10 protein-coding genes are annotated in these 14,220 nt (G+C 59.3%); 6 read left to right on the forward strand and 4 right to left on the reverse strand.

Features of this window, described 5'->3' with window-relative positions; all coding sequences use genetic code 11:
* Positions 1-374: 374 nt before the first annotated feature.
* Both VO84_RS18085 and VO84_RS18090 read left to right on the forward strand, forming a co-directional pair.
* On the forward strand, positions 375-1,748 hold the full coding sequence (locus tag VO84_RS18085; protein ID WP_231738059.1) for a glycoside hydrolase family 27 protein: 1,374 nt from the start codon (positions 375-377) through the stop codon (positions 1,746-1,748).
* A gap of 42 nt (positions 1,749-1,790) precedes the next feature.
* Entirely contained in the window at positions 1,791-2,717 is a 927-nt protein-coding gene (locus VO84_RS18090) for a proline dehydrogenase family protein (RefSeq protein WP_058189131.1), read from the forward strand.
* Positions 2,718-2,801: 84 nt separating this feature from the next.
* On the opposite strand, the gene VO84_RS18095 is transcribed toward VO84_RS18090, so the two are convergent.
* The 3 genes from VO84_RS18095 to VO84_RS18105 all read right to left on the reverse strand — a co-directional run bounded on the left by VO84_RS18095 (position 2,802) and on the right by VO84_RS18105 (position 6,133).
* Positions 2,802-5,177, reverse strand: coding sequence for a M56 family metallopeptidase (locus tag VO84_RS18095; RefSeq protein WP_058189132.1), 2,376 nt, complete (start codon positions 5,175-5,177; stop codon positions 2,802-2,804).
* Positions 5,174-5,623, reverse strand: a complete 450-nt coding sequence (locus VO84_RS18100; RefSeq protein ID WP_058189133.1) for a BlaI/MecI/CopY family transcriptional regulator — start codon at positions 5,621-5,623, stop codon at positions 5,174-5,176. Before VO84_RS18100 ends, VO84_RS18095 begins: the two co-directional genes overlap by 4 nt.
* A gap of 69 nt (positions 5,624-5,692) precedes the next feature.
* On the reverse strand, positions 5,693-6,133 hold the full coding sequence (locus VO84_RS18105; RefSeq protein ID WP_197414100.1) for a VOC family protein: 441 nt from the start codon (positions 6,131-6,133) through the stop codon (positions 5,693-5,695).
* A 127-nt stretch (positions 6,134-6,260) separates the two neighbouring features.
* On the opposite strand from VO84_RS18105, the gene VO84_RS18110 reads away from it, so the two are divergent.
* Both VO84_RS18110 and VO84_RS18115 read left to right on the forward strand, forming a co-directional pair.
* Positions 6,261-7,199, forward strand: coding sequence for an N-acetylglucosamine kinase (locus VO84_RS18110; protein ID WP_058189135.1), 939 nt, complete (start codon positions 6,261-6,263; stop codon positions 7,197-7,199).
* A gap of 73 nt (positions 7,200-7,272) precedes the next feature.
* A complete protein-coding gene (locus VO84_RS18115; RefSeq protein ID WP_058189136.1) occupies positions 7,273-9,144 on the forward strand; it encodes a VWA domain-containing protein in 1,872 nt (623 codons plus the stop codon).
* Here the strand turns inward: VO84_RS18115 and nagA are convergent.
* Positions 9,141-10,292 (reverse strand): N-acetylglucosamine-6-phosphate deacetylase, encoded by a 1,152-nt coding sequence (gene nagA, locus VO84_RS18120; RefSeq protein WP_058189137.1) that lies wholly within the window; start codon positions 10,290-10,292, stop codon positions 9,141-9,143. The two genes, VO84_RS18115 and nagA, sit on opposite strands and share 4 nt — an antisense overlap.
* A 96-nt stretch (positions 10,293-10,388) precedes the next feature.
* On the opposite strand from nagA, the gene VO84_RS18125 reads away from it, so the two are divergent.
* Together VO84_RS18125 and VO84_RS18130 are read left to right on the forward strand one after the other, a co-directional pair.
* Complete coding sequence (locus tag VO84_RS18125) at positions 10,389-13,301, forward strand: bifunctional YncE family protein/alkaline phosphatase family protein (protein ID WP_058189138.1); 2,913 nt, start codon at positions 10,389-10,391, stop codon at positions 13,299-13,301.
* 46 nt (positions 13,302-13,347) lie between these two features.
* Positions 13,348-14,202 (forward strand): deoxyribonuclease IV, encoded by an 855-nt coding sequence (locus VO84_RS18130; protein ID WP_058189139.1) that lies wholly within the window; start codon positions 13,348-13,350, stop codon positions 14,200-14,202.
* The last annotated feature ends 18 nt before the right edge of the window (positions 14,203-14,220 follow it).

Raw genomic sequence — 14,220 nt, forward strand, 5'->3', positions numbered from 1 at the left:
AACGATCTCGATTTTCAGGTATCCGGACGAACGGATCCCAGTCGAGAGCGGGCTGAAAATCTTTCAGGCTGAAGCTCCAAGCTACGGCCGTTGCAGGTGGCGAAAACGTGCAGTCACGACCCTACAAACCGGGTTCAGAGCGCAATCCTGAAGGATTGATTTGTCCACGCTGCGGAAGCGGCCATTTGCGTCGCATCAAGCGTGAAGGCTTTTTTCAACTCAGATTTTGGTCGCACTTCGGCATGTATCCGTGGGAATGCGGGCAGTGCCGCAAGACGACTCTCTTCCGCTGCCGCGGGGAACGCAAGCACAAGCGTGCTGCCACTGCTCAAGAGCCGGTATAATTCTCCAGAATTAACCGGAGCGCATCCATCGTGAATCCAGCTTTCCTCCCGTTCAAGCGTACGGCAGGTGTTTTGTCTCTAGTCCTGGCGCTGTGCGCCTCGTCCCTCGCCCAGAAGTTGGCTGCAACCCCACCGATGGGTTGGAACAGCTGGGATGCCTACGGCTTCACCATCGATGAAGCGCAATTTAAAGCCAACGTGCAGGTCTTTGCATCCATGCGTGCGCTTGGCTGGCAATATGCGGTCATTGATGAAGGCTGGTATATGCAGAATCCGGCAGGGCATGACCTCGCCGAACGCAAGTACCTATACGATCCCAACGGCTTATTGATGCCAGTCGAAGCGCGTTTTCCCTCAGCGGTCAATGGCGCTGGCTTTAAACCGCTCGCCGATTGGGTGCACAGCCAGGGCCTCAAATTCGGCATCCACATTGTGCGAGGGATTCCTAAACAGGTAGTGCAGGCGAATCTGCCCATCGGCGGCTCAGCCTTTCATGCAGCCGACGCCGCGGACACCACCGAAACCTGCCCTTGGGATGACGCCAACTACGGCGTGAAGGATAATGCAGCCGGTCAGGCCTATTACGACTCCATGCTGAAGCGTTATGCCGAGTGGGGCCTGGACTTCATCAAGGTGGACTGCATCTCCGACCACAAATACCGTCCGACCGAGATCCGCCAGGTCGCCGAAGCCATCCGCAAGACCGGCCGGCCCATTCTGCTGAGTCTCTCGCCGGGGCCGACGAATCTCTCCAATGCGGACCTAGTCATGAAATACGCGCAGATGACTCGTATCGCCGACGATCACTGGGACGCATGGAAAACTCCTGACAAGAAAACAGAGTTTCCCTTCGATCTAAATGAGGAGTTCGACCGCATTGCATCGTGGAACAAATATTCGCGGCCGGGCTTCTGGCCCGATCCGGATATGTTGCCCGAGGGGTCGCTGACACCGCATCCCGGCTGGGGTCAGCCGCGTCAGTCCCGCTACACGCAGGACGAGACGCGGACTGAGTTCACGCTGTGGGCCATCTCCCGCTCGCCGCTGATCTTTGGCGGAAACCTGACGAAGCTGGATGACCTCGCTCGCTCGCTGCTGACGAACAAAGAGGTCATGGAGATGAACCAGAAGGCTGACAAAAGCGGACCGGCGCTCATGCCGATGAATGACGGTTCTCCGCTGTCCTGGCGGGCATGGTACGCCCACGTAGGCGGCAAGACTTACGCCGCGGTCTTCAATGTGAGCGATGAGCCAGTCAAAACCGATGTTGCGTGGCTCAGTTTCCACCTTGCTGAAAAGCCGCACGCAGCCTACGACGTATGGACGGGAAAGCATATTCCCGCTTCGAAAACTCTGCATATGGAGCTTGCGCCACATGCTTGTGCCCTGTATCGCGTAGAGTAGCCAGGATGCAGGCCGAACATGAGAAAATAGCGCTGTAGACGTATGCCCTTTTTGCGCTCCACTTTTATCGCACTCTCCCGTAATCGCAGCCTCCGCCGCTTTGGTGAGCGCTCCCGCATTGGTGTTAAACTCAGCTCCCGCTTTGTGGCGGGGATGGAGATTAACGACGCACTGCGCGTAACGGAAGCCGTGAACCGCCAGGGAATGGCGGTGACGCTCGACGCCCTGGGCGAAAGCGTCACCAACGAGTCCGAAGCACACCGGGCCGCTGAGATTTATCACCAGCTTCTGGATGCGATTGCCGCGCGCAAGCTGAACGCCAACGTGAGTGTCAAGCTGACCCAGATGGGCTTGGAGCTCTCGTCCGATCTGGCGGAAACAATCGCCGGCAATCTTGCAGAGCACGCGCGCTCCATCGGCTCCTTTGTCCGCATTGATATGGAGGATTCCTCGCTGACGCAGGTCACGCTGGATATTGTCCGGCGGGTCCACGCGCAGGCGGGCATGCGTGGCGCCATCGGCATTGTGATCCAGTCGTACCTGTATCGCTCGCAGGCAGATATTGATCAGCTGCTGGCCGACGGCATTCGCGTGCGGCTGTGCAAGGGTGCCTATAAGGAGCCGGCCGGCGTAGCCTTTCCCAGCAAGGCCGATGTGGATGCGAACTACATCCGTCTGAGCTGCAAGCTGTTGGACAGCGCGGTCTATCACGGCCTGGCAACGCACGATCCAAAGATGATTGAAGCGGCAAAATCTTACGCTGCGCAGCATGACATTGAGCCCAGTCGCTTTGAGTTCCAGATGCTCTTTGGCGTGCGGCGCGATCTGCAGCGGCAACTGATACACGAGGGCTACAACGTTCGCATCTACATCCCCTTTGGCCGCGAGTGGTACCCGTACTTCATGCGGCGCCTGGCCGAGCGGCCTGCGAATGTGCTGTTCTTGGCGAAAAGTCTGTTGAAATCATAACGAAAGAAAAATGAAAACATAAAACCCGCCCGGATGAATTCCGAGCGGGTTTTTGCTTCTAATCCCTAGTCTCTAGTCCCTGCCTTATTGCACTGGCCGCGCCTTGCCGTCCTTCACGCTCTCATCGATAATGGAGCGCATCTGCTTGTCCGCTTCGCCTGCCATGCGTCCCATCTCGCCGCCCAGCTTGCCCATTTTTTCACCCATCTTGCTGTAGGCATCGGAGTATTGCTTGCTGTAAACTTTCGCGTCCACGGAATACTTTTCCGCAATGCGTAGCTGATCTTTGGAATATTGTTTGCTGAGCGTGCTCATCTGTGCGTTCAGTAAGGCAAGCTTCTCCTGATCAATCGCGTCGATCTTCGGTATTTCGAGACTGACCATCTTGTTGATCAGATCACTCAGCTTCTTATTGAAGTCAGGCTGCGACGCCTGAAGCTGCGCCATCTGCCGTTTCAGGTCATCGAGTTGCTTCTGATCGACCGCCCTGATCTTCGGCATTTGCATCTTGCCGATTTGCGCGCTCAACTCGGCCATCTGTTTTTGAAACTCCGGCTCGCGGGCGAGCATTTCAACCCGTTGCTCGTCGAATCCTGCTTGGTTCAAGTTGGAATCAGCCATCTCGCGATCAACCTCGGCCTTCGCGGCCTCCGCACTCTGCCGCTGTTGCTCGCCAAGCTGCTCCATCGGCTGGTAGATGGTATGGATCCGCGCAAGCACCGCGGGATCATCCACGATGTATTCCTTGCCGTCCCGGGTGAACCAGAGAAAATCCCCATGCGCCTGCCGCTTAGCCTTGTCGAGCGTGTCTGTGTGGTAGTCGCCCGAGAAGCGCACATGCTGCTGCCCCTGGCCGGTAATCACGGCATAGGAATCACCTTTGTCCTGGCCGGAATTGGCATAAGCATAGGAGTAGCCTCGCCCGTAGGAGGTGGTATCGACATTCGCGTACGACCCGACGGAAACGTTCACATCCGGATGGATGGCGCCGACGGACACCTTCACATCCGTGGAGGCCTGCGGGAAAGGCGGGATTACAACCGGTGCCACTATAGGAGCAGGGGCGGGAGCCGCAACCGGGGCAATATCCGGCGCTGCCGGAGCAAGATCCGTCACTACCGGAGCAAGCGGGATGCTGATAGGTGCTTCATCAGGACGTGAGACGCCGGTCGTGGGGGCTGGTGTGCTCTGCGGAGCGCTGGCCGGCCCTTGTGCCGGCACGGTCTGCTGGGCCGGATTAGGTTGTTGCGCAGCAGGAGCCTGCTGCGCCTTGGCCTCCACGCGGACAAGAGCAGTCGCGGCGAAGACAGCCAGTGGAGCAAGAATTGCCGCGGCGAAGATGCGCGACCGGCCACCGGCAAATGCCTGCCGGAAGCGGGTTTCGTTCAACAGCCATTCAATGCGTTCGGTGATACGTTCTTTGCGCGCCATGGCGACCCCCAGTCGAGTTTCGAAGTGAGTGGTGTTAGGCTGGCTTGCGAATTCCAGCAGAATTTGCGCATAAGAGGTGCGGCTGGCCGCATGAGCTACGGCGGCGTGGTCGCTGATAGCCTCGCTGAGGTTGGAGAGCTTGCCCTTGAGCCACCAGCCCAGCGGGCTGAACCAGAAGATGGCCGCATAAAGGCCGGCAGCAAACTGCAGGTAGAAGTCGCGCTGGCGCACATGCGAGCTTTCATGCGCGAGAACGATGTCGAGCTTGTCCGAATCCCATTCGGCGTAATCGGCGGGAAGCAGAATGCCGGAGCCGATCGTAACGGGCGAAGTAATTTCCCCGTGCACCCGAACCGGAAGGCTTGTGTTCGCAAGCGTAACCGGCCACGCAGATTGCCATAGGCGCATAGCAGCGCTCAGTCCATACAAGAGTCGCCCCAGCATTGCTACGGCAACGACAAGGTAGAGTGCCCACGCCGCATCCGCAGCGGCGGTCAGTATCGGCGAGATGCGCTGTGCAGCATAAGCTTCTACCGCACGGGGCGGATATTGCGGCCCCAGCGGGCCGGCAAGCTCCTGCGGCACGGAGGTGCGTTCCACTGTTGGAATCTCCGAAGCATGCACAGCGGAAACGGGAGCGGCGGAAGCTGCGTTTTCGTACGACGGCGCACGCGTTTCGCTTACCGGAGCTGCAACAGGTGTTGCAACATGCTCCTCTCGCCATGTGCGGAAGGATTTCAGCCAGGCTTGCGATTGCGTCATCACTGTGGACGCGGCCGCAGACGCGCTAGATGCGGTTGGCAGCCATGCTGGCAGCCAGTTCTGCCGCGCAACCCACGGAGTAAGCCATGGAGAGGTCAGCGGCATAAGCATCGCGCCGGCCAGTACCAGCGTCCAGGCTGCCTTTTGCGCCACCACATGACGCAGGCGCAGGACCGTAATCCCGCCCGCGACGGCAAGCGCCGCAGCCAGGCCGCGAAGCGCCGCTGCGGCCACCGGAACCACTGCTGAGGAAACAAAGGCGATCATTGCTTCTCCTCCTTCTGTGCGGACTTTCTGGCTGGGTCGGATTGATTCTGGGCCTCGGCGACGCGTCGGGCCAGCCGCGCCAGCTCGCCCCGGTCGAGCACCTTCTGGTCCACAAGGCCTACCAGCAGTGCCTCCACCGAGCCCTCGCAGAACCAGTCCACAATTCGCTTGGCCGCGCGCGCCGCAACATGCTGGCGAGACTCCGCAGGACGGTAAAGAAAGGTGCGATTGTCCACCGAGTGCGCCACGTAGCCTTTTTCTTCCAGCCGCCGCAGAACAGTGCGGATGGTCGAGTCCTTGAGCGGGCGGGCAAGCTCTTCGCGAGCCTGCTCAGCGGTGACCGTGCCCAGCCGCCAGACGATCGAGAGCAGATCCCGCTCCAGCTCGCCAAGGTCACTCGGATCGTGAACAGCCGGATCATGAATGGGGCTAGTGTTACGTGTCATAGTGTTACTGACAGTAACATACAAAGAAGGTAAGCGTACAAGAAATTTTTTAGTGAAAAAATCAGAGTGCTAAAACAAATTCGTGACCTGCGCGCCCCAGCTTGCGGGATCCGCGTCTCGCGCATGGCGTGAGAAAACCCAATGATGGCCATCCAGGTCGAGAACCGCGTACTGGAATTCTCCGTATTCGGTTATGCGCAGCTCTTCCACGATTTTTGCTCCCTCAGTCTGAGTGTGCGCGTAATGCTTCTCTACGTCGTCAATCAAGATGGTCAGGCTCTGGGTTCCGTAGCCGAGCTCGGCGGGTGTCTGCTCACTGCCGCGCGTGTCGCGCACCATAATCCATGCGCGGCCGGCGCGCATCTGCGCTCCTGAGGGAGAATTCGGGTCGCCATAGCGATAGTGCTCCACAAAACCGAAGACGCTCGTGAGCCACGCGATCGCTTCAGGCAGGTTCCGGTAGATCACGTGAGGCAAAATGGTATCGGTGGGTACGGAGCGGTTATTCATGATGGTGGTAACGTTACACCAAAGCGTTGAAAAGATCGTCAAAGAAGAGTCTTTAGAAATCTGCTCGGGCCGTTGTTAACCATCAGGCCCGTACAATGGTTATCAGTTCAGCGGGGCAAGGCAGGGAATGATCGAAAGCGCAATGGTGCTGGGATTGGATGGCGGCGGAACGCGGACGCGTGTGTCCGTTTCCCAGGAAGGCCGCATTCTGGCCTTTGCGGAAAACGGTTCCATCAAGCGGCTGCGCGTGGGTGCGGCTGTGGCTGAAGAGAATCTGCGCGACCTGCTGGCAGAGGTCTACAAGCAGGCCGGCGTAACCGAGCTTGCTGCGGCCTGTGCCGGAGTGGCTTCCTCCAAGATGCCCGGCGTCCAGGAGTGGATCCAGGCCGTCTTCACCGATTTCAAAATCACCCGCTCGGAGGTCGTAGGAGACGAGGTCATTGCACTGGACGCGGCCTTCAAGGGCGGCCCCGGGATTCTGCAGATTGCCGGCACAGGCTCCAATTGCATTGGCCGCGCGCCGGACGGCGGCTGGGAGAGCTGCGGCGGATGGAGCTCGCGCCTGGGAGACGAAGGCTCCGGCTACTGGATTGGCCTGCATGCCGTGCGCCGCGCGCTGCGCGCTTACGATCACGAGCAGCCAACGCGGATTCTCGACGTAGTGAGCAACCTCTGGGATGCAAAGGATATCGACGAGCTGATCAATATTGGCGATGCCTCGCCGGGGCCGGACTTTGCCGCCCTCGCACCGCACATCAGCCAGCTTGCCGAGGAAGGCGATGCTGTGGCCCAGGGCGTGTTGAAACAGGCCGCAGCGGATCTGGTGGAATCGGTGTTGCTGGTGCGCGCCAAGCTGCGCCGCAAGCACAATCTCAGCCAGGAAGTGCCCGTCGCATGGATCGGCAGCGTCGTCGGCAAGGCGCGTCTGGTGCGGGAAGGCTTTTTCGCCGGTCTACATGCCGCAGCTCCTGAGATGCTGGTGCTGGACCGCGAAATCAACGGGATTGATGGAGCGGTATGGCGCGCCGAACGGTTGGCCGGCGTATTTGCTCAAACAACCGCATAGATGTCAATTCGCAAAGAAACTTTCCGGCCAGCTGTCATGTCTCATATAGTAGGACTATTAGGAGACCTGTCGTATGCCTACCTTGGTGTCTCTTGCGAACCCCGCTCGCATCTCCGCCCTTCTCGCAGCCATTCTGGCATCGGCTCTTACAGCCCAGACGCCCCAACAGCCGCAAGCTCCAGCCTCAAACCCCACTCCTGATCCAGCCAGTATCGCCGCGCAGCCAGCGCCCTCGCTTACCATTACCAGCCGTGAGGTTCTGCTCGATCTTGTTGTTACTGACCAGCAGCACCGTCCCCTAACCGGCCTCACCGCGGCGGACTTCACCATTACGGAGGAGAAGCAGCCGCAGGTCCTACGGCATATGGAAGAGCACGCAACCTTGAGCGCAGCCGACGTGGCCAAACTGAAAACCACGCCGCCTCTGCCGTCGAATACCTTCACCAATTTCACGCCAGTGGCCAACAGCAATGCCTACACCGTCATTCTGCTCGACGCACTCAACACGCCCCTCGACGCACAGATGGAACTGCGCGGGCAGTTGATCTCCTACCTCAAGCACATGGAGCCGGGAACGCCGATCGCCATCTTCCAGCTCGATACCGAGATGCGTCTGGTCCAGGGCTTCTCCACCGACCCCAAAGTTCTGCTGTCGGCAGCCGATGGCAAACGGAACATGCCCTCGCTGCAGAAGCCGGTCCGCGGTGACCACTATTACAACGTCGTCTCAAAGAACCAGATTCTGGGCGAAGGAATGCAATCGATAGGACGCTACCTGGCCGGTTTCCCTGGACGCAAGAACCTGGTCTGGTTCACCGGCTCCGTTCCCCAATGGGCTACTGGTTCGCCCACACTGGAAGAGGTGGAGCGCCGTGTCGGCAACCCATTCAAAGACAGTTTCAACGTATTTGACGATCAAATGGCCGGGCTCACTGACGCCATGAGCCTCAGCCGCGTTGCTGTCTATCCCATCGATGCCCGCGGCCTGCAGACGCTGCCCAGCTTTGATGCCTCCCGCCGCCGGCCGGTCAGCAACACCGGCTTCTACAACAGGCAGGCTTTCGGTCACATGGAACTGGATCAGGTTGCCGATGCCACCGGCGGCAAGGCTTACTACAACACCAACGGGCTCAAGGAAACACTCACAGAGATCGTAAACAACGGCTCCAACTACTACACTCTGGCCTATTCCACCACCAACCAGCAGTGGGACGGAAAGTTCCGTCACATCCGGATTGCGGTCAACCGCCCCGGCGTAAAGCTGCAGTACCGACCTGGCTACTATGCCGTGGACCGCACGCAGCTCGAGCAGAGGCAGCTTGCCTCGCTTCAGAAGCGCATGGCGGCCGGGCAGCAAGTGGCCCAGGCACAGCCACAGGCATCGCAGGATGCCCCTGTCGTAGACGAAAATGGTGCAACGATCAAGCGGCCCAAAGGCGGCTTTGACGCAGTCATGGCGCTCGGCGCAGTTCCGCCAACAGAAATTGTCTTTACAGCCAGTGTGGACATTGATAACAGCTTGGTGAAGCTGAGCAAAAGTGACGCGCTGCCGAAGGACAATTACCTCAAGCCGGAATACAAAGACAAGCCGTTCCACAACTTCAATCTCGACATCCACACCGATCCGAGCGCGCTGAGCATTACGCAGTCGCCGGACGGCAAACGCCATGGCTCACTGCAGTTTGTGGCCGCGCTCTACACGCCGGATGGCGACATGATCAACTCCATTGAGAGAAAGATCGACCTCGACGTGACGGACGCCGGTTACCGCAACCTGCTGAAAGACGGGTTGCCGGTGAAGCTGCAAATCTCCGTGCCTGTAAAAGGGAATTACTTCCTGCGCATAGGCGTTCATGATCTCAGCAGTGACCGCGTAGGCGCAGTGGAGATTCCGGTTGACCAGGTACATCCGAACGTAGTGCCGCTTGCCCTGGCCTCGCGCTAGACCAGCGCCCCCATGTGAATCGACTGCACCAGCCTGCCCGCCGCGTCCACAACGACCAGGTTGGCAGGCTGCCCAACCGCAACAGAGCCAGCCCGATCGCTGAACCCTGTCATCGCAGCAGGGTTCGCGCCCAGCAACCGCAAGCCATTCTCCACAGTCGCACCTGTGAACTCGATAAAGTTTTTCAGCGCACGATCCAGCGTAAGTACGCTTCCGGCCAGCACGCCGTTTGCAGTAGCCCTGCCATCCGCCACCTGCACAGGAAATCCGCCCAGCATGTACTCGCCATCGGGCATTCCAGCGGCAGCCATCCCGTCGGTAATCAAAATTCCGCGCTCGGCGCCCTTAGCCTTCCACCACAGCCGTACCAGCTCCGGCGCAGTGTGGATGCCATCGCAGATCAGCTCGGCAAAAAGATCGTCCCTCGTCAGCACGACGCCCAGTATGCCCGGCTCGCGATGATCCAGCGCACGCATGGCATTAAAGGTATGCGTAGCGCTGGTAGCTCCGGCAGCCAGCACCGGAGCGGTCTCGGCAGCGGTAGCGTTTGAGTGGCCAACCGACACGCGCACGCCCTTAGCCGCGGCATGAGCGGCAAGCTCAGCAGCTCCGGGCAGCTCAGGCGCAAGTGTCATCAGACGTACGTGGCCCTGGGCAGCTTCAAACATCTTGTCAAAGATATCAATCTGCGGGGCAAGCAACAGATCGGGCGGATGGACGCCCCGCTTGGCATGGGAGAGAAACGGTCCTTCCAGATGAATGCCAATAGGCCAAGTCTGCGCGCCCTCAGGAGCCTTCTCGATGAGCTTCGCCAGCCCATTCAGTGAGCGCAGCGTCGCATCCATCGGCGCGGTAACCGTGGTAGCCAGGTACGCGCCCACGCCCCGCTTGGCCAGGAACTTTCCAATCGTGAGCAGCGCCGCCGGCGTAGCTTCCATCACGTCATGCCCGGCAGAGCCGTGGATGTGCACGTCGAAGAACGCGGGCCCCAGCGTGAGCCCGGGAAATGCATGCAACTCGCCCCCCGGAATCGCAGCTGCTGTCTGGCTTGCAATGGAGACAATCCGGCCATCTTCAGCAACAATGACCGGCGATTCGACAACCGTGTGGCCATCCCACAGACGGTCCGCAGTAAATACTGAACGCATAACTGGCCATTATCGCAGGCAGCAGGGCGTTGCCTTCAGCCGACAACTTACATTTTTGTAACAACAGACAGCTTCAAATTTGCTACGGTTGTCTGCATGAAGCCGAAGAGCCTTGTTGCGTACGCTATTTCGGTTCTGTTGACGGGCGGAGCGGCTTTGGCTGCTCAAAGCGCCACGCAGACACCTTCCCAGACGATTGATCTACCTACCAGCAAGCAGCTCATGGAAGAAGTCCCAGGGCATCCGCAGCGGCTCAACAGCCTGCCGGTCTCGATTGCCGTCTCGCCCGATAAGCGTTACGTAGTCACGCTCAATGACGGCTACAGCACATATGAGTCACACTACGATCAGTCGCTGGCCGTCTATGACACGCAGACCGGAAAGGTAGCGGATTTTCCCGATAACCGCACGCAGCTCCGCATGCGCGTCGGCGGCAAGCAAACCCTCTATTCCGGCCTCGCTTTCAGCCACGATGGAAACCACATCTACGCCAGCATGGGCTCAATCTCAGACCCTAACGGCGAAAAGCCCGGCGACACCGGGAACGGCATCGCCGTGTACAGCTTTAGTGCTGGCAAAGTAGCGCAGCAGCGGTTCATCCCGCTGCCTGTTCAACAACTAGCCCCAGGCCGCAAGACGCGCGTCGTTGGCGAGCAGGAAGGCGACAAGGGAATTCCGTTTCCGGCGGCGATTGAAGTAATTGGCGGCTCCGGACCCAATGCGAGTTCAGAGAAGCTTCTCGTGGCGGGCAATCTTTCCGACGATGTGCTGCTGGTCGATGCCACCAGCGGGAAAATCGAACATCGCTTCGATCTCGCGGAGAGTGATGCCGTTCCCGGCGTCTATCCAATTGCGCTCGCAGCGACGCGCGATGGCAAGCGCGCCTTTGTGGCGCTGTGGAATGCGTCGGAAATCGTCGAGCTGGACCTGACGAAGCAAACCGTAGAGCGCAAGCTGGCGCTAAACAAGCCTGAAAACCCAATCGCGCCAGGCTCGCATCCATGCGCGTTGGAGTTTTCTCCGGACGAGCGCACTCTGTACGTTGTGCTTGAGAACCACGACAGCGTAGCCGCCGTGGATGTAAGCACGCTCATTGTAAGAGGAACCTTCGACACGCGGCTGCCGCATCAGACTTACTTTGGCGCGGAGCCCGTGGCGTTGGCGTTGAATGCTGCCGGAACGCGCCTCTATGTAGCAAACATGGCTGCGGATGCGGTCGCTGTTCTCGATACAACAAAGATTAGGCAGAACTCCAAGCTGAATTCCAAACTCCCTGCACCGGCCATTGCACCGGAAGGATTCATTCCCACGGAGTGGCTGCCATTCTCGCTTGTCCAGACCGGCGGCAAGCTCTACATCGCAACCGGCAAAGGCCGCGGTACCGGACCGAACAACATGCTGCAGCGCGTGCCGGATGACATGAAAGACCGCCAGCCGCCGCATATCGAGCATCAGACCTATATTGCCGCATTACTCTATGGCTCGCTTGCAGTAGTGGATGAAACGGAGATTGCAGCCGGTCTCCAACAGTGGACTGCGCAGGTCATTGAATCCAACCGTATGAAGACTGCCGAAGGGAAGATCGCCTTCGCGAGCGATCAAAATCGTATCAAGCACGTCATCTACATCATCAAGGAAAACCGCACCTACGATCAGATCTATGGCGATCTCAAATTCAACGGCAAGCCCGTGGGCAACGGCGATGCGAGCCTCACCATGTTCGGCGCAGATGTCACGCCGAACCTGCACAAGCTCGCGCTGCGGTTCGGCGTGCTCGACAACTTCTACGATTCAGGCGAAGTCTCCGGTGATGGCCACGTCTGGTCGAATGCAGCTATCGGCAGCGACTATCTCGAAAAGACATGGCAGCAAAGCTATCGCAACGCGCAGCGCACTTACGACTTTGAGGGCGTTGTGGCGTACAACTACCCCCTCCTGCAGAAGATTCCCGACGTGAATGAGCCGGCCAGCGGCTACCTGTGGACCAACCTGGCCGCGCATCACAGAACTTACTATCACTTCGGCGAGTACATCTCCACAATCTTCTGTACGGACCCAAAGTCGGAGCAGCTTCCCGCGAACCCCCAGGAAGGGCCCATGCTACGCGGCAGCGACTGCTCAAAGAAATCCATCGCGCCAGGCGAAGCAATGCCGGAGGAGTGGGGCGGCGGCACCAACAAGTGGCCCTGGGCCATTCCACTCATCGCCACCAACACGGCCACAAAGCCGGAGCTGGTCGGCCACTATGCGCCGGAGGCTCCGGACTTTGACCTCATGGTGCCGGACCAGATTCGCGTGGATATTTTCACTCGTCATCTCAAGGGCTGGATAGCCGACAAGGAGCAGGGCAAGGACACCATGCCTGAGTTTGTGATGCTGCGTCTGGGCAACGACCACACTGCGGGCACGCGTCCCGGCGGCCCCACACCGAAATCCTCCGTGGCAGACAACGATCTTGCCGTAGGTCGCGCCGTCGAAGCCATCTCGCATTCAGCCTTCTGGGCCGATACGGCGTTCTTCATCGTCGAGGACGACGCGCAGGCTGGCGCGGATCACGTGGATGCGCATCGCTCCACCGCGCTGGTCATCAGCAGGTACGCGCCGCACGGCCCCACAAGCGAATCAGGCAGCGGCATGCCGGTTGTGGATAGCCGCTTCTACACCACGGTCAGCCTGATTCGCACCATGGAACTGCTGCTCGGCCTGCCGCCCATGAACAATAACGATGCGTTTGCTTCGGTCATTTCGCCGCTCTTCACGGGCGCGGGGGATCAGCCGGCATTCGACGCCGACTACTCCAACCGCGACAACAATCTCATCTATACAGCGAACAAGAAGACCGCTCCCGGCGCGCAGGAAAGCATGAAGATGGACTTTCGCCATGCCGATCACGCTGACACGCAGAAGCTCAACGTGATTCTGTGGAAAGACACCATGGGCGACAAGCCCGTTCCTGCAATGCTTAAGGTGCGCGTCAAGCGGACCACGAAGGATGACGACGATGATTAAGAATCCAGCTTGCATTCACGCGTACCCCGCAGAGTAGACTTACGCCATGACAAAACGGATCGGCATTCATGTCGGCACCTCCGGCGGCGCATCAAACGCAGTTCTGCGCGCGGAAGAGGTGGGCGCAAACACATTCCAGATCTTTTCCTCCAGCCCTCGCATGTGGCGCGCGCCCAAGGTTAAACCAGAAGAAGCCGCCCGCATGAAGGAGCTGCGCGCCAAGCATAATGTCAGTCCGCTCGTCATCCACACCAGCTACCTGGTCAACGTCTGTAGCCAGAACGACGAAGTGCGGCAGAAGAGCATCGTCGGATTTCGCGGAGAGATTGAGCGCGCCCTGGACCTCGGCGCGGAGTATCTTGTCCTCCATCCCGGCTCATGGAAGGGACTCACCCGCGACGAAGGCCTCAAGCTGGCTGCAGACTCCATCGAAAAAGCCATCGACGGCCTCCCGTGGCAGGGAACGCCGTTTTCCATCCTCATTGAGAACACAGCTGGCGCGGACTACTCGCTCGGCGCAAACTTTGAGCAGGTGTCGGAACTGGTCACACGCCTGCGCAACCACGCCCCCGTCGGCGTCTGCCTCGATACTTGCCATACTCACGTCTCGGGCTACGACATCGTCACGCCCGAGGGCTATGAAGAGACCATGAAGCAAGCCGCAGGAACCTTCGGATTTGACTCGGTCAAGGTATGGCACTGTAATGACGCCAAGGCCGCCCGCGGATCGAAACTCGACCGCCACGAGCACATCGGGAAGGGAACCATCGGCATCGAGCCCTTCCGCCGCCTGCTCAACGACAAGCGCTTCGCCCACGCCGCCTTCATCGCCGAGACCCCGGTAGACGAGCCAGGCGACGAGCTGCGCAATGTAGAGGCGCTGAAAAGTCTGATGGTTTGATTTGTTCTTGCCTCCTGT

Origin of the sequence: Occallatibacter gabretensis, assembly GCF_001449115.1 — a bacterium.
In the GTDB taxonomy this organism is placed as follows: domain Bacteria; phylum Acidobacteriota; class Terriglobia; order Terriglobales; family Acidobacteriaceae; genus Telmatobacter; species Telmatobacter gabretensis.